This window comes from Nocardiopsis sp. NPDC057823 (assembly GCF_042797335.1).
Taxonomy (GTDB): domain Bacteria; phylum Actinomycetota; class Actinomycetes; order Streptosporangiales; family Streptosporangiaceae; genus Nocardiopsis; species Nocardiopsis changdeensis.
This window is the reverse complement of the sequence record NZ_JBHVLR010000007.1, coordinates 18,510-43,692: the sequence shown is the minus strand read 5'-3', so window position 1 is coordinate 43,692 and position 25,183 is coordinate 18,510. Positions and strand designations below refer to the sequence as shown.

Below are 25,183 nucleotides of genomic sequence, written 5' to 3'. Positions count from 1 at the left end.
GCTGCGGGCCCTCTCCCCCGGCGGACAGACGGGTGCGGCAGTCACGCGGGCGCGGCAGACAGGCGAGCACGGCAGACAGGCAGGCGCGACGGACGGTCCGGCACGACCGTCACTCTGCCACGGCGGACACCCGGGCACAGCGGACAGTCAGGTTCGGGGAACACGCGGGCTCGGCGGACAGGCAGGCCCGACGGTCACGCGGGCGCGGCGGACAGGCGGGCGTGGCGTTCGCGCCCGGGCCGATTCCCCCGCGGATCCGGACCGCACCGATCACCGGGATTTCCCGCGGGCGGGTGCGGCCGCCCCGCCCGCGGCGCCGGTGGCCCCGCTCCGCCGCCGTGCCCGCGACCGCGGATCCGGCCCCACCACAACCCTCCCCCGCCCCGAAAACCCGTGGCGGACACCGGTTCCCCGGAGGCAGGATCACACGGCCGACGCCCCCGAATCCGCGAGGAGCCCTATGCGTCGATCCCGCAGCCGATCCACCGATCCCGCACCGGCGGCCGAGACCGGAGAGCCCGGAGCCGCCGCCCCCTCCGACACCGGCTCGGAGGAGGACCTCACCGCCCCCAAGTGGAACTTCTTCGCCGACGAACTCCAGCGCACGAGCCTGTGGACCAAGCTGACCCGCATGCCCTCCCTGACCGCGGCCGCCGTCGGGTGGGCCTGGCGCGCCAACCGCCGCGACCTGCTCCTCGCCCTGGGGGCCAGCACCGTCGCCGCCGTCCTGGCCGCGGTCAGCCTGGTCTCGGTGACCTGGGTGCTCGACGCCCTGCTGGCCGAGGGCCCCATCACCACCCGGGTACGGGCGGCGCTTCCGGCGGTGGCCGTGGTGGCCGGGGTCGCCGCCCTGTCCCTGGCCGTCCGGCTCGTGTCGGAACTGGCCCTGTCCCGGTTGAGCACCCAGACCGAACGCATCGTCGAGACCGAACTGTTCGACCTCACCACCCAGGCCCGGCTCATCGCGTTCGACGACGAGGAGTGGGCCGACGCGATGTACCGGGCCCGCGACCGCGGCATGTACGAGGTGCCCCGCATGGTCACCGCCACCCTGGACGGGCTGACCGGACTCGTCTCCCTGCTCTCCCTGGGCGGGGTCCTCGCCGTCCTGCACCCGCTGCTGCTGCCCCTGCTGCTGGTCAGCGTCGTGCCCACCGGGTGGGCGGCCACCCGGGCGGCGCGGATGGAGTACGAGGCCCAGCGCAGGCTCAGCACCGGGCGCCGGCGGCGGTGGATCCTCGGCGACCGCATGGCCTCCCGGGACTCGGCCGCGGAGCTGCGCTCCTACACCATGCGCGACTCGCTGATGGCCGACTACGGTTCCCTGGCCGACCGCGAGCGGGAGACCATGCTGGCGGTGGCCTGGTCCCAGACCCGCACCCGCGCCGTGGGCGGCATCATCTCCGGGGCTGCGACCGCCCTGACCTACACCGCCCTGGGCGTCCTGCTCGTCACCGGGGCGATGCCGCTGGCGGCGGTGGGCACCGCGGTGCTCGCGCTACAGCGCACCCAGGGGCAGATGCAGCAGCTCCTCTACACGTTGAACAGGGTGTACGAGTGCGGCCTGTACTTCGCGGACTTCACCGAGTACTGCACGCTGGCGCGGGCCGCCCTGCCGCCCGCCCCCACCGCGCCGCCCCCGGCCCGGCTGGAACGGCTGGAGGTGCGCGACGCGGTCTTCACCTACCCCACCGGTGAGGAACCCGCCCTGCGCGGGGTGAGTGTGCGCGTCGACAAGGGCGAGACCGTCGCCCTGGTGGGCGAGAACGGGTCCGGCAAGTCCACCCTGGCCCGGCTGCTCGGCGGCCTCTACTCCCCCCAGGAAGGCGAGGTCGCCTGGAACGGCGTCGACTTCACCGCGCTCGGGCCGGCCGTGTGCGAGCGGATCAGCGTCATCATCCAGGACCACACCCGCTGGCCCATGACCGCCCGCCGCAACGTCACCATGGCCCAGGGCTGCGACCCCGCCCGGTTGGAGGAGGCGGCCCGGCTCAGCGGCACCGACGAGGTCGTCAGCGGCCTGGCCAGGGGGTGGGACACCCTGCTGGACACCACCTTCGCCAGCGGGGTGAACCTGTCCGGGGGGCAGTGGCAGCGCATCGCCGGGGCGCGGGGCTTCTACCGCACCGCCGACCTGCTCATCGCCGACGAGCCCACCTCGGCGCTGGACGCCCGCGCCGAGGCCCGCTTCTTCACCACCATCGGCGAGCACGCCGCCCGCACCGGGGCGGCCGTCGTGCTCATCACCCACCGCATGGCCTCGGTGCGGATGGCGGACCGCATCTACGTCCTGGACCACGGCCGCGTCATCCAGCACGGCACCCACGCCGAGCTGATGGCGGTACCGGGCCGGTACCGGGAGCTGTACACGCTCCAGGCCGACGCCTACGGCGGCGCTGACCGGGAGTGACGCGCGGCGGCGGTGCGGGCGGGGCCGCGGATGGCCCGTCCGCACCGCCGCCGGTCCGCGGCCGGTCCGCGGCCGGGCGCAGGCGCGCCCGGTCGTCCGTCGGTGCGGCGCCCCCGGAGGGCCGGGGTGCGGGGGCTCACCGGCCGCCCGCACGGTCTCGGACAGGGGGTGCCCCCGGCGGGCCGGGAGGGCGGGAGGCCCCGGCTCCCCGGCCCTGCGCGTCCCGGCCGCCGGTCAGGGGGTGAGGACGATCTTCCCCCGCACCCCGCCGCGTTCGAGCATGCGGTGCGCCCGGACCACGTCGTCCATCTCCAGCACGGCGGCGACCACCGGCGCGACCGCGCCCCGGTCCACCAGCTCGGCCAGCTCCTCCAGCTCCCGCGGGGAGGGGTCGTTGCTGAACGCGGCGATCCGCGTGCGCCGGTCCAGTCCGGCCGCCGCCGTCCACAGGGCCGACCGGACCGGCCGCGCCGGGTCGAGGGCGAGCGGCACCAGCGCGCCCCCGCGGACGAGGAGTCCGCGCAGCTCGGACAGGCGCGTGCCGACCAGGTCGAGGACCACGTCGAACCGGCCCAGGCCGCCCAGGTCCGTCGTGCGGTGGTCGAAGGCCTCGGCGGCGCCCAGCCCGCCCAGCCAGGAGAGGTGGTCGGCCCCGGCCAGCGCGGTGACGTGCGCGCCCAGGGAGGCGCCGAGCTGCACGGCGACCACCCCCACTCCCCCGGCCGCCCCGCGCACCAGCAGCCGCTGCCCCCGATCCAGGCGCACCCGGCGGGTCAGCGCGTGCAGGGCCGTCGTGCCCGAGGACGGCAGCGCGGCGGCCTCGTGGGCCGGGACCGAGCGCGGGGCCGCGGCGACGCGCTCCTGGGGGACCACGACCGACTCGGCCAGGGCCCCGAAGGTACCGTGCGGCATCACCCCCCACACCGCGTCCCCGACCCCCGCGCGGGTGACGGCCGGCCCCGTCTGCACGACGGTGCCGACGAAGTCGACGCCGGTCCCGGCGGGGAACCGCTGGCGCAGCACGCGGCGCAGCCTTCCGGCGCGGATGGGGGCCTCCCCGCCGCCGACCGCCGCGGCGGCGACCTCCACCCGCACGTCGGCGGCGCCCACCGGGGGCGTGGGGAGCCCGTCGGCGACGGCCAGGACCTCGGGTCCCCCGTAGCGTTCGTAGCGGACTGCGCGCATGATTCCTCCTCGTGCGGGGAAGCCCCCGCCTCCTCCATGGGTTCTGACCGGTGTCGGCCGGTGCCGACATGGGCAACCGGGACCCGTCGGCGGCCCGTCCCGACAGCGCGGAAGTGAGACGAGAAGTGGACGAGGACACGCAGATCCGCCCGGGGGGCGGCGCAGCCGGGCGGCTGCGGCAGGACGCCCGGCGCAACCGGACCACCGTGCTGCGGGCCGCCCGGGCGGTGTTCCGCGACCGCGGCCTGGAGGCGACCGTGCAGAACGTGGCCCGCCGCGCCGGAGTCTCGGCCGCCACCGTCCACCGGCGCTTCCCCGGCCGGGACGCGCTCGTGCGGGACCTGGCCGAGCACGCGGCGGCGGAGCTGACGGAGCACTTCGCGGAGCTGGCCCGCACGGTGTCCGCCGACCTGGCGCTGGAGCGCGCCCTGCGGTTCGTCGCCGCCGAGGCGGTCGCCACGCGCGTGTGCGCGCCCGACCACCGGGAGCGCTTTCCCGAGCGGGCGCGCGCCCTCGACGAGCACGTCCACCGCGAACTGCACCGGCTCCTGGCGAGCGCCCGGGCACAGGGCCGGGTCTCGGCGGCGATCACCGACCGGGACCTGCGGCTGGCCACGTCCGCCGTCGCGGCGGCCGCGGCCGCCGAACCGGACCCGGAGCGGGCCGGCCGGGCGGCCCAGCGGCTGGTGACGCACTTCCTGCGGTCCTTCCGCAGCCCGGACTGAGCCCAGGCGGAACCGGCCCGCCTGCCGCGCGAATCGCCGCTGAAGGCCCCCTCGCACACCCGGCCGTCCGCCATCCCGTCTCAGCACCGCCGGCACAGCCTCGAGCTACAGGAGTTCACCGCGGACAGGGGAAGCCGACGGACCCGGCGGCACCCATGCGCCTCGAGTCGAACGCAGGAAGCGTGCCGCCGCACACGGCGGCGTCCACCAGATTCGCGACCCACTCCACCCACCCGGCGGAACTGTCGACGAACTCCTCCGAGTCCGCCGAACCGAAACAGAGCACAGAGCACCGCAAGTGGGTTCCACCGCGTTACTCGGGCCGAACGGCTACTTCCCGCCCCGGGCCCGCAGCATCCGCGCCGCCTCGGTCAACGTCACCGTGGCGTCGCTCCACCACGCGACCTCCACCCAGGCCAGACGACCGTCCCGCACGAACACCAGCACCTCGCCCGAGCACCCGCCGTCCCCGTCGTAGAGCAGCGCCTGCACGGCGATCCTCAGTCCGGCCTCGCCCGGCACCGGCTCCGCCTGGGCCACGCCCTCCACCGCCTCGAGATCGGCGGTCCCGCAACCGCACCCGCACCGCCGGCCCACCCGCATCCGCCCGGCCTGCGCCCGCAGCGCCGCGTGCACGGGATCGGCCGGGTCCAGCACCGCTTCCAGCACGCCCGCCACATCCGCGGGAAGATCCTCGATCACCGCGCGATCGTACCCGTGCCCCTCCCGCCCCGCCCAGGGCCTCTCCGCCGCCCCCAAGACCCTTCCTTCATCCGATGACCGCAGGTTCAAACCCTGCCGAGTTCACCACAAAACCCCAGTTCACAGGGGTTACACGAGGAGCTCGCAAGAGGTCCTCGCCACATTCGAGCCCCGAAATGCTCCCTGTGTGCTCCCCAGTCCAAGGTCCGTGCAGCTAGGGCACCCACCTCCGAAGCACTTTGTCCTCCCGTGACCCTGTGGGCCCGGGCCGGGACACCCCGCGTTCGCCCATCAGCGCCCTCACCACGGCGTTGATACGGCCCTGTAGCGCCATGTCCGCCCCCAAACCTGGTTGCCCCTACCCCAGGGCCAGCAGGACCTGTCCGCTGTCCACGCGCACTGCCTGGATACCCAGCCCGCCGAACCGTCCCCTCCAATCTCCGGGCATCCACCACCTCACCATCTTTGAGATACCCCAACACATCAGGACCCCTGGAATAATCGCGCGTGGCAACGCCACCACGGCAACTCTCGTCGAAAGTGAGCCACGGTTGAAGCCCTTGCTGCCGACCGACCCCCCACACATCGGCCGCTACCGACTCAACGCACGCCTTGGCGTTGGTGGCATGGGGCAGGTCTACCTCGCCCACACCGTCGGTGGCAGACCCGTCGTCGTCAAGGTCATCCGCCCCGAACACACCAACGACACTGACTTTCGTGCTCGATTCGCCCGTGAGGCTGAAGCGGCCCGTCGTGTGGGCGGATTTCACACCGCCCAAGTCGTGGACTCCGACCCCAACGCCGATCCGCCCTGGATCGCCACCGCCCACATCCCCGGTCCCTCCCTCCAGCAGGCGGTACAGGAACATGGCCCGCTTCAGTTGCCTGCTCTACGCGCCCTGGCGGCCGGGCTCGCCGAAGGCCTTGAGGCCATCCACACCTGCGGCCTGGTCCACCGCGACCTCAAGCCTGCCAACATCATCATGGCCAACGACGGCCCCCGCATCATCGACTTCGGCATCGCCCGCCCTCTGGACGCCAGCGGCATGACCCAGACCGGAGCGCTGATCGGCACCCTCTCCTACATGTCCCCCGAACAGGCCCAAGGACAGCCGGTCGGACCGGCTAGCGACGTGTTCTCCCTCGGCACCGTGCTCGCCTTCGCCGCCACCGGTGCCAACCCCTTCGCTGCCGACACCATGGCCGCCACTGTCCTACGTGTCATCGGTCCCGCCCCGGAAGTGGACGAACTACCGGCCGAATTATGCCCTCTCATCGGCTCCTGCTGGAACCACGACCCCACACAACGACCCTCGCCCGAATCTATTATCGGATCCTTCGAAGACAGCACGAACATACCTTTTCAAGGGCCAACAACCCCAACTTCCACCCAAGCAACACCCAGCCATCTCCCCCATAAAAACATCACCCCAGACACCCCAGGAGAAGAGGCAGAGTCAGAACTACAACGATCTTCCATCCTCAGATCTCTTCCGAGAACGAAAACCTTCAACGACTCGATCCACACCCCAGCCAAGCCATCCCAACCTGAAAATCCGACATCCTACAACCAACACCGGAGAGACACACGGAACGAAACTAAAGGGCGCAGATTCAGGTGGATTTTGATTCGTATAGCGGCTTGCATTTTCGCCCTCGTGTTTCTCATGGGGTCTTTCTACTTCTGGCCTTACCATGAAATCGAACTTGCATCGATTGCGATCGATACAGAAAGCGCCACCACGTCAGTTTCTTTCAGTCCAGACGGGAGCACGATCGCCAGCGGCGGCCGCGACGACACGATCCGGTTGTGGGATATCGAAACCGGCGAGAACGTTTCTAATTTCACCGGCCACGAAAGCTCCGTATATTCGGTGGCTTTCAGCCCGGACGGAACAAAGATCGCTTCCGGCAGCATGGACGACACCATCCGCCTGTGGGATGTTGAGACGGGTCAAACTATCCACGTTCTCACCGGGCACGGCGACTGGGTGCAGTCGGTCGCGTTCAGTCCGGACGGAGCAACGCTTGTCAGCGGCGGCGGTGACGGATCCGTCCGCCTGTGGAACGTTGCAAGTGGAGAAAATATCGATATCCGCACGCATAATACGACAGTTTATTCGGTTGCCTACAGTTCAGATGGCAGCACTTTCGCATCCGGCAGCAGCAGCGACTCTCAGGTAAGGGACAGTGACACCGGAGACAAAATTACCTCTTTTGATCATGATGTACTGAATCTTTCAGTAGCACTCTCCCCCGACGGGAGGACACTGGCAACAGGAACCAGCAGTGGGGCCGTTCACCTGCGGGATATCAGCTCCGAGGGAGATGGCATCGACTTCGAGGCAATGCATATCATTCCGATTCAAGAGGTCCTTTGGAGAAACAAGGTTGAGTTTCACTCAGTGGCCTTCAGCCCCGACGGATCGATGATTGCCGCCGGCGGCAGTGACGATACTGTACGCCTTTGGGACGTCGACAACGAGAAGAGAATCGGAGCCCTCTTGGGACACGAAGATCGTGTTCTCTCGGTAGCCTTCAGCCCTGACGGAAACACACTGGCCTCTTCAAGCGAGGACGGGACTATCCGCCTCTGGAAAATTCCTTGATCTTTAACCCTCGACGCACCAGATGAGACGAAATGTAGATCTATACACAGTGCGAAATTTTTATCGCCACACATCCTACACATTTAACAGGATTCTAACAATCATCTGGAAATCCGATTTCCTCCCATTTGCAAGTGGGGGTCAAGTCTTCATCCGTGGCCACCTGAACCAAGTCAGGCGCCCAAGCAAAAAACATTTTACCAGCGGGAGATTGAGCCAAGTAGAGCTTCACATCGTCTCCCACTTCAGGGAGTTCTCTCTGCTCAGAAAAGGTCATTTCAGGGTGCCGAACGAAATATCGATGAATTGGCATCTACAAACCTTCCACCCTGAACGACCAACAGGTTGAGAGGATGGCTCATAGATACCAGAAGAATCTCTTGCAGGTTTGGATGTCGACGATGATGTCTCCGAACAACGAGACGGGGGAGGCCTTGCTGGCGTTGCTTGTCCCCAGGGGTACTGACGGAGGAGAACGTGGTGCCTCCGGCAATCCCCACGCTTCTCACCAGGTGTCGTCGCCTGCACCACTACGACGAATACACAGCAGCATGCTCCCTCACCTTCACCGACATCGCCTGTGCGTTGATCCTCTTCTGTGTACTCGCCTAATGAGATGCCTTCTCAGGAGTAAGCCTGCCAGGAGACCTTTGATCCGATGGCCCACCAGCACCGCCCACAGCGAAGCCCCAGGTGGGGTGGGGTGAACCCGCCACGCAGCCCGGGGCTCGGGGCGCTGATTCGCTCCTGGTGTGCTCTCCCGTCCCGCTGCCCGGCAGAGACCAGCGTCCCGCGCAGCAGCGCGGCGGTCGCCTCGGCCGCCGCTTTTGCGACGTCGGGACAGACCGATTGGTAGGTGTCCTGAGTGAAGTGCGTGGTCGCGTGACCCAGCTCGGAGGAGACCACCTTCACGTCCGTACCCACCGCCAGCGCGAGCGAAACGGCCCCGTGGCGCAAGCCGGACATCGACCGGGCAGCCAAGAGGAACCGGTCCTGGAAGGTCTGGGTTTGAGCCACACAAGGACAGGTGGGCAACAGACGGCTGCCGGGGAGGGTACGCGGGGACGGGAACGCCCTCGCACACTCCCGGCGCCGCGCACTCTACGTGAAGGAACCCTCCTACTGGGTATAAGTCTGGATTCCTATAGGCCCACCCACAGGGACGTTGACCTGCACTGATAACGCGCTAGGGGTGGGCCGCTCAAGGCGGCCCACCGATCGGCGGAGTCACTGGCCCCCGGAAGGGCCCACCTAACGGCGGAGTGATCGGCGGCGTTATCGGCCCCTCGACGGCCCACCCTGATCAGCTTCTCTCGACGACTGCCGGGACGCCTCCAGGCCGCTTCGACGGTCCGAGAAATCACCTCGGGTTCCTTCTTCCCGACCATTGGCCGAGAAGTCCGCGACGGCACCCTGCGGCTTCAGAGAAGCGTCGGAGGGCGCCTCCTCCCGCAGGAGAGGACGCCCCCAGCCTGTTCAGGTTTTTGTCAGCCCCGCAGTACCAGGTAGGTGCGGATGCGGTCGGTCAGCTCGGTGAACTCCTCCTCCACCGGCTCTGGCTCGACACCCGAAGATGTGGCCGGGTAGTCGCCCGGTTCCGCCGCGCGGGGGTGAGGAATGGCCGCGAGGTCGAGGTAGGGGCGCACCAGGGCCCCGGCGATCTGGTCGGGGTCGGCGTCCGCCCGGTCCTCTGCTTCGAACAAGGCGGAGCGATCACGGTAAGCCTGCTCCCAACGGGCCGAGGCGGCGGGTGCTCCGCTTCTCCAAGCGTGCTGTTCAGGGAAGCCAGCCGGATCGGCGAGCAGATCGTCCCGCCTGAAGACGGTGGTGGCCGAGGAACCGAGGGCAGTGCGCTCGGAAGACCGGCGGCCGGCAGGTCCCGCCCTTCGGGCGGCAACTGCGGCCCCCGAAGGCCGTGCCTTACAACAAGCGAAGTCGCAGGCTAGGACTGCTCGCGGCACTCTCCGCCGGGCACCGGGTCGCACACGGTCCCGGGCCACGCTTCGGGGTCGGTGCCCCATGCGTCGGTGAATCCCTCACCCGCGAAACCGTACTCTTCGATTCCCAGGTTTTCGGCGAACGCACACTCGTCGGCACCCCGCTCAACGGGGTAGAGGGCGCCATTGGAGAGGTCCTGAACGGCAACGGCCTCGAAGGTCGGAACGCAGGAGGTCCCGGTTTCGGAGGACAAGGTGGCCAGAGGGGCTTCGACCGGAGTCGGGGGAAGCTCTTCTACCGGTGGGGCGACCGCGGGTTCCGGGGCCGTGGGCGCTCCGTAGGTGGTGTCATTCGGAGTGACCTCAGGCTCCAGGGATACGTCGCCGATGGCAACGGAACCCATGACCACGGCACCAGCGGCCACGATGCCGACCGCTATACCAGGGTAGATGATTCTTCGCTTCACTTTGAATCCTCGGGCTGGACGAAATGGTTTCCAGAGTTGATGACCGATTCCCTCCGATTATCTCCCAGAAACATGTATCCAGCGCAGGGCGATCCATAACTCCCGAGAATTTTGCTGCCCCTCGCTCCCGGCGACCCATGCCTGAGACGTCCGGCGCCCGCCGGCGACGAGCTCATCTGCGCAGCTCACGCTCTCTTGCACAATTGGAATCGACATAGAACGGCCAGTACGGCCAGAAATATCCGATAACGTCCAAGCAGGGCAAGATCCCCTGGTGAGCAGGCCGGTCACCGGCCGGCGCCAACCTTCCCAGGCCAGGGCAACCTCCACGAGCAAGGCTCCCCCATGTCCCATGACACCCCCGCCGCCAAGCGAGCTCAGCTCCTCGACGCCTTCCCGGAGCTGCACCGGTACGGCGCCCCGGCCCTCCTGCTCCACCCCCATCTGGCGGACCCTGGACCGCAGGACAGCTCGGTCGGCGGCCCTCTCCTGTGGCCCTCCGACGAGCCCTGGCCCACCTGCGACCTCCCCCACCACACCGCCAACCTCGGCGAGGGTGCCTCCGAGGAAAGCCCCGAAGAGCCCGTCGCCCTGCACCCGGTGCTCCAGCTCTTCGCGCGCGACCTTCCCAAGGGACGCTCCCTTCCCGGGAACGCGGAACTGCTGCACATCCTGTGGTGCCCCAACGACCACCCCGAACCGCCGGATGCGAACGGCCACGGCCATACTCCCTGGCTCACCCTGCGTTTCCGCCAGAGCATCGAAGGACTGTCGCCCCTACAGGAGCAGCCCCGCCCGCACACGTCTGTGCCGCGCCACGAGCTGCCTCCCTGCGCACTCGCCATCGAGGAGATCACCGACTACCCCACCGACGAGGAACTTCCCGAGGAACTCGCCGAACGCATCCAGGAATGGGAGGACGACGTCCCCCAGACCGGTCATGTGATCCCCAAGCCCAGCTACTTCTACGACGTCGCCCACCGGAAGGGCATGAAACTCGGCGGATTCCAGCGGTGGAGCCTGACCGATGCCTTCCCCGTCGAATGCGACTGCGGATCCCCCATGAAGTACCTGTTCCAGATCCAGAGCATGGAGGCGGGAGGTCTGGAGAGGCTCATCATCGGTCGCGGATACTCGCTCAGCGTCCACCTCTGCGAAAAGTCCCTGGAACACCCCCACCGCACGGTCATGCAATAGAGGACTCGACCAGCCAGGGCAGCGGTGTTCCGCCATTGAGCGCCCGCAGGAGGTGGTCCACCAGGGAGCACTCCTCGCGCCACATGGCCCCGCAGTGGGAGACCACCACAGGCCACTGGTCCGGGTCCCCCACCGCGTGCCAGTAGCCCACCGCCCCGGAGGGGTGGTGCCCCCACGGCACGAGCTCGAACCGGCCCGGAGCCATCGAGAACACGGAACGCTCGCCGGTGTCCGCGTCCTCCCACACCACCCGCCCCAGCTCTTCCAGATGTGCGCGCATCGACTCCGCGGGCATGACCTCCCCTTCGAACAGGGCCCTGCCGTCGGTGGCCGCCGAGATCTCCTTTTCCAGCCGTGTGCGCAGGTTCAGCCGCGCAGGTGAGCCCACAGGGAAGGACACCTCCTCCAGCCGGGGGATGTGCACCTCCAGATCCCCTGCCCGCAGTCTCTGGCAGCGGTCGGACAGCGTCTTGAAGTCCGTGGGCAGGCGCTGTCCGAGCATCGTCTCGACCAGCTCCCACTCCTGCTCTTGGCGCGGGTACCTGCGGCGGGGGGCACCGGTCCTGCGGAGCAGTTCCTCGACCTGTTCCTCCAACTCCACAACGCTCCCTTCGAAAGCCGAGGACCCGAGATCCCGGACGTGACCTCCGGCAAACGTACGCCGAGGTGGCGACAGCATTCGAAAGCCGGTGCCAGGGAGTGAAGGCCGCCCCAGAGGAAACGAGAGAGCACCACCGGAAGCGATCTGTCGCATGCCCGTGGAAGTCTTCGGCCATGGGCGACGGCCCGGCCGTCCGGAAAGGCGAACGCCCCGGACGGTACGGCCGCCACCTCTCGCAGAGACGGGGCCATCGACCCGGTCTGTGACCGACCGCCCCAGGGACGCCTGGGCGATGATGACGCACCCGAGCACGATCACCGAAGCACGCACATCCCCCGGAGAAACCCTTGACACGCCACACCCCGCCTCGCCCCGTGGACATGGAAGCGCTCTTCCCGGAATTGACGCCCTTCCGCCGGGACACGATTCGGCTCCACCCCCGCCCGGGTCGGCCCTCGCCCCGCGACAGCTCTGTGGGCGGCCCGCTCCTGTGGCCTGCCGAGGAGATCTGGCCGGTGTGCCGCCAGGAGCACTACCTCCGGACATTCTCCGGAGAAAGGTATTATGACGAGGGCGAGGTCTACCTTGTTCCCATCGTGCAGATCCATCGGAAAGATGTTCCTGCGCTCCCTTTCCCTGAAGGCTGCGACCTACTCCAGGTTCTGTGGTGCCCTTTCACGCACATCGGCCTCTACTGTCCCGAACCGCGTGTCTTCTGGCGTGACTCGCGCACCGTAGAGCACGTCGCTGAGGCACCTTCCCCGGACGAGAACGCACCCGAGCAACACATCCCCCGGCCATGCGTCATCCACCCGGAAACCGTGCAGGAGTATCCGTCCTGGGACTTGCCTGAAGAGATCGATGATGCGCTTCTGGATCGCTTCGAAAATCTCGAACAGGAACAAGGGTGGAGCTACCATTACCATCTTTCAGAGGTTCCCGGGATCAAGCTGGGCGGCTACCCGGGCTGGACCCAGGATCCGCTCTGGCCAGAGTGCCAGTGGTGCGAGCGGCAAATGGAGCATCTACTCACCGTCTCCAGTCGGGAGTACGACGGCGAGTCCTGGCGGACCTGGCTCCCGGTCGAGGACAGGGAAACCGACAGCGGTGAGGAAGGAGGGCGTGCGCACTGGGGCGAAGACGCGCACAGCCCGACCGGGATGATGCTGGGAGACGCGGGCGGCGTGTACATCTTCGAATGCCGTTCCTGCCCCGAACGTCCCATGGACTACCGCTTCGATTGCTCCTGAGTTCCGCTTGTACCGGACATGGGCACGCTGATCGCAGCGGCTGTTTTCCACCCGGCGCATCGGCGAGCCGGGCCAGGGGACCTTTTGGCCGAGGGCCGACCAGCCACGCCAACGGCGAAGCCCCGGGCCGGGCGGGTGAACCCGCCCGCCCCGGGGACCGGGGGTCCGGGCGCCCCGGGGCGCTCCCCCGTGCCGCCGACCGGCTGGCCGGGGCGCAGCGCAGCCGCGCGGCAGCGGCCTCCGCGGCGCCTGGACACCGGCCGCCGACCCCGGTCGGCTCGGCGAGCCGGCCGGGGTTCGGTGGTCGGCTCCGGGCTCGGCTCCGGGCTCGGATCCGAGCCCGGATCCCGGGCTCAGGGGCAGGCGAACCGCTGGATGAACGTCAGCGCCGTCCCGCAGACCTCGCGCCAGCCGCTGTCGATGGTCAGGGAGTGGCCGCGGCCGGGCATCTCGACGATCTCGGTGACCGCGTGCTCGTTACGCGCCTGCTTCTTGTACGAGGCGTTGGTGATGGCCCACGGCACCGTGTTGTCCTTCTCGCCCGAGATCAGCAGCAGCGGTCCCCGCTCGGGGCCGGTGCTGTCGACCTTCGTCTCGCTCCACGGGTTGAAGTTGGCGACCGCGGCCTGGAACAGGGGTGCTCCGGGCGCGGGCACGCAGAAGGTGCCGTACAGCTCCTGGGCCTCCTCCTCGCCGACGGCGTTGGCGAAGGAGTAGCGGAACTGGTCGTAGGTGAGCGGGACGGCCCGGTGGATGTTGGCGGGGTTCGTCAGCACCGGCGCGGCCGCACGCAGCGAGGAGACCGGCAGGGGCAGCACTCCCTGGAACGGGGCCGGGTCGATGGCCACCGACGCGACGGACATGCCGCGCCCCGCCAGGATCTGGGTGAGCAGCCCGCCGAAGGAGTGCCCGACGATGGCGGGCCGGCGGCGCAGCCCGCCGATGAGGTCGCAGTAGTGGTCGGCGACCTGGCCGACGGTCTTGTGGGCGAACACCTCCGGGTGGGCCCGGGCCTCGTCGACGGTGTCGGGGTCGTCGGGCCAGCCGGGGGTGAGGGGGGCGTATCCGGCGTCCTCGAACACCTGCGCCCACCGGTCCCAGCTGCTGGGCAGCAGCCACAACCCGTGCACGAAGACGACCGGGATCCGGCCGGAGGCGTTGGCACGCTCGATCTGGGCGAGGTCACGGGCGTGGGACGCCCCGGGGGTCGAAGCCATGAATCCGTCCTTCGGAAAGAGGGGAGGGAATGCACCGCGGCCCGTACGAGACGGACCCGGTGCCCCCGGCGCGCGACCGGCACCGCCGAGCGCGCCGGGGCGTCATCACATGTGCGCCGGTGGAACGTCCACCAGGTGCTCGGACAGGGACCACACCTGGGCCTCCCCGGTCCTGATCACGCCGGACACGACCAGGTCGTTGCCGCCGTCATCGCCCAGGGACGCCAAACGGGCCGCGGCGTCGCGGGCGTCGGCCAGGATCGCCTCGTGCGCCCGCAGCAGGCGCGACAGCATGGCCGGCACCTCCTCCACCCCGTCCGGCGGCCGGGGCACCGCGGTGATCTCGGCCGCGTGCCGGGGGTCGCCCACCGGCACACCGCCGAGGCTGCGCACCCGCTCGGCGAGTGCGTCGACGATCGCCGCCTGTTCCCCGGCGTGCTCGTCGAACAGGAGGTGCAACTGGTGGAAGGTGGCGCCGTGCACCAGCCAGTGGTGCTTCTTGTACAGGCCGTACAGCATCTGTGTGTCGGCCAGGATCCGGTTCAGCCGCCGGCAGCCGTACACGCGGACATCGTGGGACAGGCCGATGGGCAGGTCCCGGACCGTGTCGAAAGCCTGCGGCCCACCGCCCCCGGGTCGCGGGGGCGGCCGGTCACCGCCGCCCGGCGGCGCGGTGGTCGAAAGCGAGGTCATCATGGACTCCGATCATCTGAAGGGCGCGGCCTCCCGGGCCGGCCGGCGGCCGCCGCGGAGGGGTCGTGCAGGAGCAGCCGCACGGCCAGGCCGGTACCGACGCCGCCCACCGCCGCAAGGGCGGACTGCCAGGCGGGCCAGGGTGCCAAGTGCAGGAGGTGGTCGGCGGACCAGCGGCCGGGCCCGGTCAGCGCGAGTGCGGCGAAGAGGGTGATGAGGACCAGCGGGTACTCGTAGCCGTCGTTCTGCACCCACAGGCCGCGGTGCCACTTGACGGTGAGGGCCACCGTCATCACGCCGACCGCCCCGGCCGCGGCGAGCGGCGTCAGAGCTCCGCAGGCGATCAGGAGACCGGCACCGATCTGGGTGGCGCCCGCGGCGAGCGCGGTCAGCGCCCCGCCGCGGAAGCCGTCCTGCCGGAACTCCCGGGCACCGCCCGCCAGTCCGCCTCCTCCGAGCCGGAAGCTCACCTTCTGCACCCCGTGGCCGGCCAGGAGCAGTCCGGCGACCAGGCGCAGAAGGAACAGGCCGCAGTCGATCGGCACCCCGCTCAACCGCCCGCGTGCGCGCCGAGCATGGACTGGGCGTAGACCACGCCCATGCCGTAGGCGCCGCCGTGCTCCTTGACCACCTCGAGCGTGGGCGCGTAGGTCTCACCGCGCGCCCAGTCGCGCTGGAACTCCAGCAGCACCTGCAGCCAGGTGACCGGAACGGCGCCCGCGGCGGTCATGCGCTGCACGGCGTGCTCATGGGCGACGGGCGTCACGCCCGCCGAGGCGTCGGCGACCACGTACACCTCGTAGCCCTGGGCGAGCGCGGACAGAGCGGGCAGCACGACGCACACCTCGGTCCACAGTCCGGCCAGGACGATCTTCTCCCGGCCGGTGGCGCGGACGGCGTCCACCAGCGCCGGGTCCTCCCAGGCGTTCATGGTGGTGCGGTCGATGACGCCGTGGTCCGGGAACACCTCGGCGAGCCGGGGCAGGATCGGGCCGGAGAACGACTCGGCGGCCACGGTCGAGAGCACGACCGGGACGTCGAACACCCGCGCCGCCTTGGCCAGGCCGACCGTGGCGTTGATGACACCCGCCCGGTCGGAACTGGAGGCGCCGAAGAACATCTGGGGCTGGTGGTCGACGAACAGCACCATCGCGTTGTCCGGCGTCAGCAGGTCGGGGCTGGGAGCGGCGTGCACACGGGAGGAATCGATCACGGTTCTTCCTTTCGGAAAGGGATGGGGGGACATCGGGGAACGACGGCGGAGCGCACGGCGAATGCCGACCGCCCGCCATGAGGGGGAGGGGTCAAAGGGTGAAACAGGGATCGGAGGCCGGCCCCGGGCGGTCGGTCGCGGACCCGCGCGCGATGCGCCACCGGCGGTGCTCCTCGGCCTCCGCGGACGCCTCGCCCACCAGGTCGGCCTGGCGCGCCCCCGCGACACCGGGGCCGGCGGCGGCCTGGTAGCCGCCGAAACGGGCGACCGGACTCCAGGCGGGGCTGACCGGCGGTAGGGCCTCGTCCGAGCCGTCGTACTCGGCCGCGGCGTACACGATGCGGCCGCCGACCACGGTCAACACCGATTCGATGTGCGGCACGACCTCGTCGGGAACGGTGAAATAGTCCTGGTCGAGCACCGCCAGATCCGCGTAATGCCCCGGCTTGAGCACACCCTTGACGTCCTGTTCACCGGTCAGCACGGCACCGGCGCGCGTGTACAGCCCCAGTGCCTCGCTCCGGGAGAGGAGCTGCTCGGGCGGGTACAGGCGCAGGCCCCCCACCGTGCGGCCGGTGACGAGCCAGTGCAGCGCCACCCACGGGTTGTAGGAGGAGACCCGGGTCGCGTCGCTGCCCGCCGCCACCGGCAGGCCGCGGTCCAGCATCTGGCGGACGGGCGGCGTACGGGACGCCGCCGCGGCGCCGTAGCGATCGGCGAAGACCCGGCCCTGGAACGACATGCGGTTCTGGACACCGATCGCACCGCCGAGTCGGGCGATGCGGTCCAGGCCGGCCGGCGAAACGGTCTCGGCATGGTCGAACAGCCACCGGTTGCCGGCCGGGAACAGCCCCTCGGCGGCCAGTTTCTCGAACACGTCCAGGTGGCGGCGGATCGACTCGTCGTAGGTGGCGTGCAGGCGAAACCCCCAGCCGTTCTCCATCAACAGCCGCACCGCCTGCTCGAACTCCGATTCATAGCCGGAGGCGAGCTCGGGACGCGGTTCGGAGAAGTTCTCGAAGTCGGCGGCCGCCCAGATCAGGTTCTCGCCCGCTCCGTTGAGCCGCAGCCAGGCGTCGCCGTCTCCGGGGCGTACCGTCTCGGTCCACCGCTTCAGATCCGCCAGTTCCTGTCCGGCGGTCTGGGGGAACAGGTGGTAGGCGATGCGCAGTGAGAGCTCGCCGTCCCGGGCCAGCTCCACGACCGTCCGGTAGTCGTCGGGGAAGCTCTGGAAGCCCCCGGCGGCGTCGATGGCCGAAGTGAGGCCGAAGCGGTTCAGTTCCCGGAGGAAGTGCCGGGTCGAGGTCCTCCTGTCGGCGTCGTCGAGCGCGGGCGCGCCGGCCAGCGTCGAGTACAGGATGAGCGCGCTCGGGGCGGCCAGCAGGACCCCCGTCGGCTCGCCGTTCCGGTCGCGGACGATCTGCCCGCCCCCGGGGTCGGGGGTGTCGCGGGTGAACCCCGCCGCCCGGACCGCGGCCCGGTTCAGAAGGGCCGACTGGTACAGGTGCAGGACGAACACCGGTGTGTCCGGGGCCGCCGCGTTCAACTCGGCGACGGTCGGCATGCGCCGTTCGGCGAACTGGTCGGACGTCCATCCGCCCACGACCCGGATCCACTGGCCTCTGGGCGTGCGCGCCGCCTGCTCGCGCAGCATCGCCAGCGCCTGCCGGAGCGAGCCGACACCGTCCCACCGCAGTTCCAGTACGTAGTTGAGGCCGCCGCGGATGACGTGCAGGTGGGAGTCGTTCAGGCCCGGGACGACCCGCCGTCCCAGCGCGTCCACCACTTTGGTGCGCCTGCCGACGTGTTCCGCGATATCACGGTCGTCGCCGAGGGCGAGGATCCCGCCCCCGCGGACGGCGACGGCGGAAACGGCCGGGTTCCGGGGGTCTCCGGTGAACACCTTCGCATTTCTTACGACCAGGTCGGCGGGCTCGCGCCCGTCCCGGCAAGGTACCGGGGTGATACCGGCGACCGGCATCGTGGTCATGGCTCTCCCTTTCACGATGAGCACTCACAGGGTGCGGCGGACCCCGGCATGGCGTTCTAGGTCGCGCAGCTGGACGGTCAGATCGCCCTCCACGGCGCGGTGCGCGGGGCCGCTGCGGCCGATCGGCAGCACCTCGTGGCCTCGCATGTCCTCGAGCATCAGCGCGAAGGCGGCGTACAGCGCCACGGCCGCCAGCAGCAGCCCGAGCACACCGGAGGCGGTCGCCAGCCAGGGCAAACCGGTCAGATTGGCCGTCCCGGCCACGGCGAACCTCGGCACGGCCGTCACCAGCACCAGCCACAGCGCCCGCTTCGGCCTCGCCACACTCGCGATCAGCACGGCGAACAGGGCGAAGACCAGGTTCAACACGCCCAGCACGGCACCGCCGCCGGGCGGCTGGAGCCCCGACACCAGTGCGCCGGCCAGCCACATCCCGGAAAAGCAGGACATCAGCGTGGCCGCGACCACATCCCGCGCGCCGAAGGCGATGACGCCCACGACGAGCTGGAGGACGAAGGCCGGGAGGATGGTCAGGGCGACCGCCCTGTCCGCCCCGGCCGGGAACAGGCCCAGCTGGAGGCAGGCGACCATCACCGAGGCGATGGCCACCGCGTAGAAGCCCACCGGCATCGGAGAGGCGATCGGCCTCAGGTTGATCCGCGTCATACCGCGCAGATCCGGTTCGAACCGGCGGCCGGCCGGGGCTTCCGCCCCCGCGGGGGGACCGTCAGCGCTGCTCATCGGCCCGGACCCGGGAGAAGGCCCCGCGCAGTACGCCGACGGCCAGGCCGATCGCGGAAGCGGCCGCCGGGGTGTCGCGCAGCGCGTTGAGCATGACGAAGTCGTGGATGATGCCCAGGTAGCGGACCGCGGTCACCTCCACTCCGGCGGCGCGCAGCTCACCGGCGTAGGCCTCGCCCTCATCGCGCAGCACGTCGGCCTCGGCGGTGATGATCAGCGCCGGAGGCAGGCCGGCCAGGTCCTGCCGGGTGGCGCGCAGCGGGGAGGCGGTGATCTCGGCCCGCTCCTCCGGGTCGGTGGTGTACTGGTCCCAGAACCACTCCATGGCGTCGCGGCGCAGGAAGTAGCCCTCCGCGAACTCCTCGTAGGAGCCGGTGTCGAAGGCGGCGTCCGTCACCGGGTAGAACAGCACCTGCTGCACCAGCGGCAGCCCTCCGCGCCGTTTGGCCATCAGGGTCAGGGCGGCGCTCATGTTGCCGCCGACGGAGTCGCCGGCCACGGCGATCCTGGACGCGTCCAGTCCCCTGGACGCGCCCTCGGCGACGACCCACCGGGCCACCGCCCAGTTCTGCTCGATGGCCACCGGGTAGCGGTGCTCGGGGGACAGGTCGTACTCGGGGAAGACCACGGCGGCGTCCGCTCCGGTGGCGAGTTCGCGCACCAGGCGGTCGTGGGTGCGGGCGTTGCCGAACACCCAGCCCGCGCCGTGGATGTAGATGATCACGGGCAGATCGCCCGTGCTGCCCGCCGGCCGGACGACACGGGCCCTGACCCGGCCGGTGGGGCCGCCCTCGACCGTCACCCACTCCTCGTCCACCGGGGGCGCCTCCACGGGGCCGGACTGCACGTCGTCGACGGCCTTGCGGCCTTCCTCGGGCGGGAGCTGGAACAGGTACGGCGGCTTCGCGGTGGCCTCGGCGAAGGCCTGCGCCGCGGGTTCGAGGACGGGCTTGCTCATGATCACTCCATGGGGGGACGGCGATTGCGAACGGTGTCACCGGTCCGCCGTGTGCGCCCCGCCTCCATCGGCGGTGTCCGGCGGCGCTCGGCTCCGGTTCACCGCAATACAAACAAGCCTCCGGAAGCCGCACCATGCAGAACGACAGGCAGAACAGGGCGAGCGGCCGAACCGCCTCCGGCGGTAAGGCCCCGGCACCGTAGGGACCGCTCTGTCCGTCCGGGGCCGCGTCGGTCCCCGGGGGGAGCACTCGGTACATTCACGTGCGGCGCATCGACGGCCACCGATGGCCCGTCCCACGCCCCGGTGTCCCAAGGAGGATGGATGGTCAGTCCGTTCGGTCTTCTGCTGCGGCGGTTGCGGCAACAGGCGAAGATGACGCTCGAGGAGCTCTCGGAGGCCTCCGGGGTGAGCGTGCGCGCCATCAGCGACATGGAACGGGGCAAGAGCCGGGGCCCCCAGCGCCGCACGGTCGAGGCGCTGGTCGAAGCCCTGCAACCCGATGACGACCAGCGGGCCGCTCTGATCGAGACCGCCAGAGCGGGTCGCCCCAGGCCGACGAACGCGCCCCCGGGCGCGTGCGAGCTGCCCCGCGGCATCGGGGACTTCACCGGCCGGACGCAGGAGCTGGAACTACTGCGCCGGCTGGCCGGGCAGGCCGGGGACGGGCAGGTCGCGCTGGTGGCCGCCATCTCCGGTACCGCCGGCCTCGGGAAGACCGCCCTGGCCGTACACGCGGCCGGGCACCTGGCCGACTCCTTCCCCGACGGCCGCCACTACATCGACCTGCGCGGAATGGACGCCCTTCCGCTGGACCCCGCCGTGGCGCTGTCGCGCCTGCTCAAAGCCATGGGTGTACCCGAGCGGCGCATACCCGCGGACGAAGAGGAACGGGCCGGGCACTACCGCGCCCTGCAGCGCGACCGGCGCTGCCTGGTCGTGCTGGACAACGCCGCGCACGAACAGCAGGTCCGCCCGCTCCTGCCCGCCGACGGCCCCGGCATGACCATCGTCACCAGCCGCAAGACCCTCACCGGCCTCGAAGGCGTCCACCAGATGCCCCTCACCCACCTGGCACCCGACGAGGCGACCGCCCTCCTGGGTGCGATCGTCGGCGCCGGAAGGGCCGCGACCGACCCCGACGGCATCGCGCGGGTGGCCTACCTGTGCGAGAACCTCCCCCTCGCACTGCGCATCGCCGGGAACCGGCTGCAGAGCCGCCCGTCCTGGACCGCCGCCCAACTGGCCGCACGGCTCACCGACGAGGAACGCCGAGTGGAGTCCCTGGCGGCCGGAGACCTGTCGGTCTCCGCCGCCCTCGCCCTGTCCTACCGGCAGCTGTCGCCCCCGGCCCGGCTGGGCTTCCGGCGGCTGGCACTGGCCACGGCGCCCGACTTCGGCGCACCGCTGACCGCGGTCCTGACCGGGACCGGCCTCGGCGAAGCCGAGGACACCCTGGAAGAACTGGTCGACCTCGGCCTGCTGCAGTCCCCCTATCCCGGCCGCTACCGCTTCCACGACCTGGTGCGGCTCTTCGCCCGGGCCCGCCTGTCACAGGAGGAACCGATCCAAGCGCAGCGGCAGGTCCGCCGGCGCATGGACGACTGGCTGCTGGAAGTGGCGACGGTGGCCGGGCGCTGGTTCGAGCCCGGCTATGGCGCACCGCCGCCGGACTGGGACTCGCTGGTCTCCCTGGACTCCGCCGACCAGGCGGCCGCATGGCTGGAACAGGAGGGCCCCGCCTGGCTGGCCGCGCTCAAGGCGGTGGCGGCGGACGGCGAGCACCGCCGGGTCGTCGAGGTGGCCGAGGCGATGCACTGGTTCTCCGACCGATGGATCCACTGGGGGCACTGGCACGAGGTGTACGGGCTGTCCGCGGATGCCGCCGCCGCGCTGGACGACGACGGGCTGGACGACGACGGGCTGGTGGCCGAACACGCCAACTACCTGGCATGGGCGCTGACGATGTGCGAGGGCCGCCACGAGGACGCCATCGAGGCGGCCCTGCACGGCCTGGAACTGGCCGCTCGGAGCGGCGACGTCCGCCAGCAGGGGTGGGCCCTGCAGTACGCCGGAAGCGCGGCCCGTGACCTCCAGGACGGCGAACGCGGCGCCGACTTCGCCCGCCGAGCGGCCGCGTACCTCCTGCAGGCGGGCGACCTGGACGGATACCCGCAGGCCATGGGAACCGTCGCCGACTGCCTGCTGATGGCCGGACAGGCGGAGCAGGCGCTCGACCATCTGGAGACCCTCCTGACGACCCTGCGGGATCCGGCCTACGGCGGTTCCCCCAACGTCAGGGAGATCAGCCTCGGCCTGACCCTGGGCCGGGTGGGGCGCACCTGCATGGCCCTCGGCCGCTGGTCCGAGGCCGTCGCGCACCTGGAGGAGGCCCTACCGCTGCTGCGCCGCCAGGGGATGGGCGCCGGCTGCCGGGCCGTGCTCTACGACCTGGGCCGCACACTGCGCGAACTCGGCCGCACGGCCGACGCCCGCCGGGTCTTCGACGAAGCCGCCGACATCTACGAGTCCATGGGGGAAAAGGACATGTCCGACAGGATCCGGCTCGAAGCGGCGTCCATGGGCACCTGACCACCGGGCACCGGGCCTGCGGCGCCGTCCCCACGGTCCTCGGACGGCCGTCGGGCACGCGGACGGACACAGGGCCCGGTCGGCGGAGCGGCCACCGCTTCATCGCGGGCTCCGGCCGACCGGCCGTGTGACATCGGCCGGATGGAGGGCTCGGCGTTTTCCAGAGGCGCCGACGCCCGGTAGCGTCGAAGCATGGGTGGCGCGGCCGCTGCGGAGCCGCGCACCACCGGCGCGAGGTCGGCTTGGGGGAGCTGTCGAAGATGTTCCAAGGGCTGGCGCGGTAGGTGCCTCGGTGAACGACCCGGCGGTGCGCGGCGTGGTCTACCCCAGGCGGTCCCTGGTCCTGGTCACCGGGGTGCCCGGGGCCGGGAAGAGCACCCTGCTGCGGCGGCTGTTCGGGCTCCGCGAGGATCAGGAGCGCACCGTGCTCACCGCGGAGGGCGTGCGGGTGATCGACTCGCTCCAGTCGCGGCACCGGCTGGGCCCCCTGCTCAGCCGGATCCCCTACCCGCTGTGGCGCTGGACGGTGCACGTACTGCACCTGGTCCGGACGGCCGCGGCGCTGCGCGGCGGCCCGGTGGTCCTGCACGAGTGCGGGACCCGGCGCCCGGTCCGCGTGCTGCTCGCCCTGCTCTGCCGGCTCCGCCGGTACGAGCTGCACGTGGTGATGATCGACGCCACTCCGCGGGAGGCCCGGGCCGGGCAGGACGCGCGGGGGCGGCGGGTGACCGAGCGCAGCCACCGGGCGCATTCGCGGCGCTGGCGGCGGCTGCGGGCGGCCACCCGGCGCGGGCCGGCGGCCTTCGCTCCGGGCGTGCGCAGCCTGCTCGTCCTCGACCGGCGCCGGGCGCGGGAGCTGGCCTGGATCCGCTTCGGCCCCTGCCCGGACGCCCGCGGCCCCCTGTGCACCTCGGCGGAGCCGCCCCCCGTCCCGCCCGAGCCCGTGATGTCCGATACCCGGACCGGCGGCGGAACCCGCGGCCGGGACGGCGCGGCCCCCGACCCGCAGGGTCCCCGGACCGGCTTCGCCGACGTGTGCCCCCACCGCCTGGAGCCGGTCCTGCCCTGAGCCGGGGCCTTCATCCCCAGTGCTCCTGTGCTCCTGTACCCCCGTGCCCCGGGTCCGGCGTGCCGGAGCGCCGCGGCCGCCGGCGGCGGGCCCCTCCCACCGCGCCGCGCGCCGGTCTCCCCGGTGCCGGTCCGCCGGTCCGCCGGACCTGTCGAGGATGCCGGGACGGGTGTACCGGGGGCGTATCGGAAAACGGATACGCCGCCGCAACGCCCCGCGGTCTTGGCTGGAGGCACGGACCACAGCGGTCCGCGCCGGGGGCCCGGTTCCCGGCCCCGGAGGGCGATCACGACAGGGAGAAGACCGTGGCCGAGGCCAGAGGATGGGACCGGCGCTCACTGCTCCGGGGGGCGGCCGTGGTGGCCGGCGCCGCCGCGGCCGCACCGCTGCTGGGCACGACGGCGGCCGGGGCCCAGGGCGGCGGCGGTGACGCGGACGCGCTGTTCAGGGCCGGGAGGTTCGAGCGGGCCGGCCGCGCGTACGAGGAGATCCTGAGGAGGGATCCCGCGAACCTGCACGCCGCACGGCAGCGCGGGTACATCGGGCTGCTGGGCAACAGGTTCCCCGAGGCGGAGGAGTACCTCACGACCGCCCTGCGCCTGGACCCCGGGGACAGGCAGACCAACGAGCTCCTGGCCGACTGCCACATCAGGCAGGACGCGTTCTCCCTCTCCGTGCCGCGCTGGCGGGCGGCCGGCGAGACCGCCATGGCCGAATGGTTCGCGGCGGTCCCCGACGACGCGTACCGGATCCACGGCGACGTCGGCCGGGTGCCGTGGACACAGATGGACCCGGAGCCGCAGATCGAGGCCTCGCTCAACGGCGGACCGCCGAAGCGCTTCACGTTCTACACCGGCGCCTCCTGGCTGGGCCTGTCCGCGAGGGCCGCCGAGGAGGCCGGGGTGCGCCCGGTGTACCAGGAGAAGAGCGAGTTCGAGGGCCGCACCGTGTGGTCGTACTACGGGGTGCTGGACTCCTTCGGGCTGGGCGGCATCGAACTGCGCGGCGTGCCCGTGGCCTGGTCGGAGTCGGAGCCGGCCGGCGGCGAGCCCCCCGCGGCCAACGACGGCATGATCGGCACCTGGGTCTTCTACCACCTGCTGACCACCTTCGACTACAGGGGCCGGGAGCTGATCCTGCGCCGCCCGACCCCCGAAGCCGCCGAGGAGGTGCGCGCCGCCGCGGCCCGGGCCGGCGCCGAGCCCCTGCCGCTGTGGCTGGCCCGGGACCACTACGTGCACAGCCAGGGGAGTATCGCCGGCTCCGGCACGCGCGTGGTGGGCGTGAACCTCGGCGGGCGCGGCGAGGCCGTCGCGGGCATGCCCGGGGACGTGGCCCGGGAGCTGGGGGTCCGCACCGACCGCGACCGCCCGATCGAGACCGGCGCCCAGGGCCACCCGGCCGTCACCTACCCCTGCTACCCGGCGGAGATCCGCCTCGGCGACGCCGTCGCCGAGGAGGTCTACTGCGAGACGAACCCGGACATGCCGGTCAACGTGCCCTGGCCCTACGGGACCGGGATCGACTCGACGGGCTGGTTCGCCCACGCCTTTTTCAAGCCCTACAACATCACCCTCGACTTCACCGGCATGAACGTCTACATCGTCCGCGGCAAGGCCTCCTGAAA

At 70.9% G+C, this 25,183-nt stretch carries 20 protein-coding genes and 1 pseudogene; 8 read left to right on the top strand and 13 right to left on the bottom strand.

What is annotated here, in order from left to right:
• The first annotated feature begins 460 nt into the window (after positions 1-460).
• Positions 461-2,410, top strand: a complete 1,950-nt coding sequence (locus ACFVNO_RS14055; RefSeq protein ID WP_378892502.1) for an ABC transporter ATP-binding protein — start codon at positions 461-463, stop codon at positions 2,408-2,410.
• A 234-nt stretch (positions 2,411-2,644) separates the two neighbouring features.
• Here the strand turns inward: ACFVNO_RS14055 and ACFVNO_RS14050 are convergent, their stop codons facing one another.
• On the bottom strand, positions 2,645-3,595 hold the full coding sequence (locus tag ACFVNO_RS14050; RefSeq protein ID WP_355269864.1) for an NADP-dependent oxidoreductase: 951 nt from the start codon (positions 3,593-3,595) through the stop codon (positions 2,645-2,647).
• 113 nt (positions 3,596-3,708) lie between these two features.
• On the opposite strand from ACFVNO_RS14050, the gene ACFVNO_RS14045 reads away from it, so the two are divergent.
• Positions 3,709-4,320 carry a TetR/AcrR family transcriptional regulator gene (locus tag ACFVNO_RS14045; protein ID WP_378892499.1) on the top strand — a complete coding sequence of 204 codons (612 nt, stop codon included), beginning with the start codon at positions 3,709-3,711 and terminating at the stop codon, positions 4,318-4,320.
• A gap of 330 nt (positions 4,321-4,650) precedes the next feature.
• Here the strand turns inward: ACFVNO_RS14045 and ACFVNO_RS14040 are convergent, their stop codons facing one another.
• Entirely contained in the window at positions 4,651-5,022 is a 372-nt protein-coding gene (locus ACFVNO_RS14040; protein WP_378892496.1) for a hypothetical protein, read from the bottom strand.
• Positions 5,023-5,573: 551 nt separating this feature from the next.
• Here ACFVNO_RS14040 and ACFVNO_RS14035 point away from each other — a divergent pair.
• Positions 5,574-7,631 carry a WD40 repeat domain-containing serine/threonine protein kinase gene (locus ACFVNO_RS14035; protein ID WP_378892493.1) on the top strand — a complete coding sequence of 686 codons (2,058 nt, stop codon included), beginning with the start codon at positions 5,574-5,576 and terminating at the stop codon, positions 7,629-7,631.
• Between the two features lie 789 nt (positions 7,632-8,420).
• On the opposite strand, the pseudogene ACFVNO_RS14030 reads toward ACFVNO_RS14035, so the two are convergent.
• The 3 genes and pseudogenes from ACFVNO_RS14030 to ACFVNO_RS14020 form a co-directional block, all read right to left on the bottom strand.
• Positions 8,421-8,600: pseudogene (locus tag ACFVNO_RS14030) on the bottom strand (site-specific integrase); the annotation flags it as partial.
• A 518-nt stretch (positions 8,601-9,118) separates the two neighbouring features.
• On the bottom strand, positions 9,119-9,334 hold the full coding sequence (locus tag ACFVNO_RS14025) for a hypothetical protein (protein WP_378892490.1): 216 nt from the start codon (positions 9,332-9,334) through the stop codon (positions 9,119-9,121).
• A gap of 239 nt (positions 9,335-9,573) precedes the next feature.
• Positions 9,574-10,035, bottom strand: a complete 462-nt coding sequence (locus ACFVNO_RS14020) for a hypothetical protein (RefSeq protein WP_378892487.1) — start codon at positions 10,033-10,035, stop codon at positions 9,574-9,576.
• A 345-nt stretch (positions 10,036-10,380) separates the two neighbouring features.
• Between ACFVNO_RS14020 and ACFVNO_RS14015 the strand changes: the two genes are divergently transcribed.
• Positions 10,381-11,232 carry a hypothetical protein gene (locus ACFVNO_RS14015; RefSeq protein WP_378892484.1) on the top strand — a complete coding sequence of 284 codons (852 nt, stop codon included), beginning with the start codon at positions 10,381-10,383 and terminating at the stop codon, positions 11,230-11,232.
• Here ACFVNO_RS14015 and ACFVNO_RS14010 read toward each other — a convergent pair.
• Positions 11,222-11,833, bottom strand: coding sequence for a hypothetical protein (locus ACFVNO_RS14010; protein WP_378892481.1), 612 nt, complete (start codon positions 11,831-11,833; stop codon positions 11,222-11,224). The genes ACFVNO_RS14015 and ACFVNO_RS14010 overlap by 11 nt on opposite strands.
• A gap of 380 nt (positions 11,834-12,213) precedes the next feature.
• On the opposite strand from ACFVNO_RS14010, the gene ACFVNO_RS14005 reads away from it, so the two are divergent.
• On the top strand, positions 12,214-13,083 hold the full coding sequence (locus ACFVNO_RS14005) for a DUF1963 domain-containing protein (protein ID WP_378892954.1): 870 nt from the start codon (positions 12,214-12,216) through the stop codon (positions 13,081-13,083).
• Between the two features lie 353 nt (positions 13,084-13,436).
• On the opposite strand, the gene ACFVNO_RS14000 is transcribed toward ACFVNO_RS14005, so the two are convergent.
• From ACFVNO_RS14000 to ACFVNO_RS13970, 7 genes are all read right to left on the bottom strand, one after another.
• Positions 13,437-14,300, bottom strand: a complete 864-nt coding sequence (locus ACFVNO_RS14000; protein ID WP_378892478.1) for an alpha/beta hydrolase — start codon at positions 14,298-14,300, stop codon at positions 13,437-13,439.
• A gap of 105 nt (positions 14,301-14,405) precedes the next feature.
• Positions 14,406-14,996 (bottom strand): Dps family protein, encoded by a 591-nt coding sequence (locus ACFVNO_RS13995; RefSeq protein WP_378892475.1) that lies wholly within the window; start codon positions 14,994-14,996, stop codon positions 14,406-14,408.
• Positions 14,993-15,538 (bottom strand): DoxX family protein, encoded by a 546-nt coding sequence (locus tag ACFVNO_RS13990; RefSeq protein WP_378892472.1) that lies wholly within the window; start codon positions 15,536-15,538, stop codon positions 14,993-14,995. The genes ACFVNO_RS13995 and ACFVNO_RS13990 overlap by 4 nt, the downstream gene beginning before the upstream one ends.
• A gap of 5 nt (positions 15,539-15,543) precedes the next feature.
• On the bottom strand, positions 15,544-16,206 hold the full coding sequence (locus ACFVNO_RS13985) for a hydrolase (protein ID WP_378892469.1): 663 nt from the start codon (positions 16,204-16,206) through the stop codon (positions 15,544-15,546).
• Between the two features lie 91 nt (positions 16,207-16,297).
• Positions 16,298-18,196: an amidohydrolase gene (locus ACFVNO_RS13980; RefSeq protein ID WP_378892466.1), complete on the bottom strand. Its 1,899-nt coding sequence runs from the start codon at positions 18,194-18,196 to the stop codon at positions 16,298-16,300.
• Positions 18,197-18,220: 24 nt separating this feature from the next.
• On the bottom strand, positions 18,221-18,862 hold the full coding sequence (locus tag ACFVNO_RS13975) for a GPR1/FUN34/YaaH family transporter (protein WP_378892463.1): 642 nt from the start codon (positions 18,860-18,862) through the stop codon (positions 18,221-18,223).
• A gap of 61 nt (positions 18,863-18,923) precedes the next feature.
• Complete coding sequence (locus ACFVNO_RS13970; RefSeq protein WP_378892460.1) at positions 18,924-19,895, bottom strand: alpha/beta hydrolase; 972 nt, start codon at positions 19,893-19,895, stop codon at positions 18,924-18,926.
• Between the two features lie 324 nt (positions 19,896-20,219).
• On the opposite strand from ACFVNO_RS13970, the gene ACFVNO_RS13965 reads away from it, so the two are divergent.
• The 3 genes from ACFVNO_RS13965 to ACFVNO_RS13955 all read left to right on the top strand — a co-directional run bounded on the left by ACFVNO_RS13965 (position 20,220) and on the right by ACFVNO_RS13955 (position 25,181).
• Positions 20,220-22,487: an ATP-binding protein gene (locus ACFVNO_RS13965; protein ID WP_378892457.1), complete on the top strand. Its 2,268-nt coding sequence runs from the start codon at positions 20,220-20,222 to the stop codon at positions 22,485-22,487.
• A 292-nt stretch (positions 22,488-22,779) separates the two neighbouring features.
• On the top strand, positions 22,780-23,556 hold the full coding sequence (locus tag ACFVNO_RS13960) for an AAA family ATPase (RefSeq protein ID WP_378892454.1): 777 nt from the start codon (positions 22,780-22,782) through the stop codon (positions 23,554-23,556).
• Positions 23,557-23,861: 305 nt separating this feature from the next.
• Complete coding sequence (locus ACFVNO_RS13955) at positions 23,862-25,181, top strand: tetratricopeptide repeat protein (protein WP_378892451.1); 1,320 nt, start codon at positions 23,862-23,864, stop codon at positions 25,179-25,181.
• Positions 25,182-25,183 lie beyond the last annotated feature (2 nt).

Bases quoted from the DNA above. Each gene is read 5' to 3' on its own strand.
- ACFVNO_RS13995 (WP_378892475.1), bottom strand. From the start codon at position 14,996: ATGATGACCTCGCTTTCGACCACCGCGCCGCCGGGCGGCGGTGACCGG.
- ACFVNO_RS14005 (WP_378892954.1), top strand. From the start codon at position 12,214: ATGGAAGCGCTCTTCCCGGAATTGACGCCCTTCCGCCGGGACACGATT.
- ACFVNO_RS14055 (WP_378892502.1), top strand. From the start codon at position 461: ATGCGTCGATCCCGCAGCCGATCCACCGATCCCGCACCGGCGGCCGAG.
- ACFVNO_RS13980 (WP_378892466.1), bottom strand. From the start codon at position 18,196: ATGACCACGATGCCGGTCGCCGGTATCACCCCGGTACCTTGCCGGGAC.
- ACFVNO_RS13975 (WP_378892463.1), bottom strand. From the start codon at position 18,862: ATGACGCGGATCAACCTGAGGCCGATCGCCTCTCCGATGCCGGTGGGC.
- ACFVNO_RS13965 (WP_378892457.1), top strand. From the start codon at position 20,220: ATGGTCAGTCCGTTCGGTCTTCTGCTGCGGCGGTTGCGGCAACAGGCG.
- ACFVNO_RS13970 (WP_378892460.1), bottom strand. From the start codon at position 19,895: ATGAGCAAGCCCGTCCTCGAACCCGCGGCGCAGGCCTTCGCCGAGGCC.
- ACFVNO_RS14015 (WP_378892484.1), top strand. From the start codon at position 10,381: ATGTCCCATGACACCCCCGCCGCCAAGCGAGCTCAGCTCCTCGACGCC.
- ACFVNO_RS14000 (WP_378892478.1), bottom strand. From the start codon at position 14,300: ATGGCTTCGACCCCCGGGGCGTCCCACGCCCGTGACCTCGCCCAGATC.
- ACFVNO_RS14050 (WP_355269864.1), bottom strand. From the start codon at position 3,595: ATGCGCGCAGTCCGCTACGAACGCTACGGGGGACCCGAGGTCCTGGCC.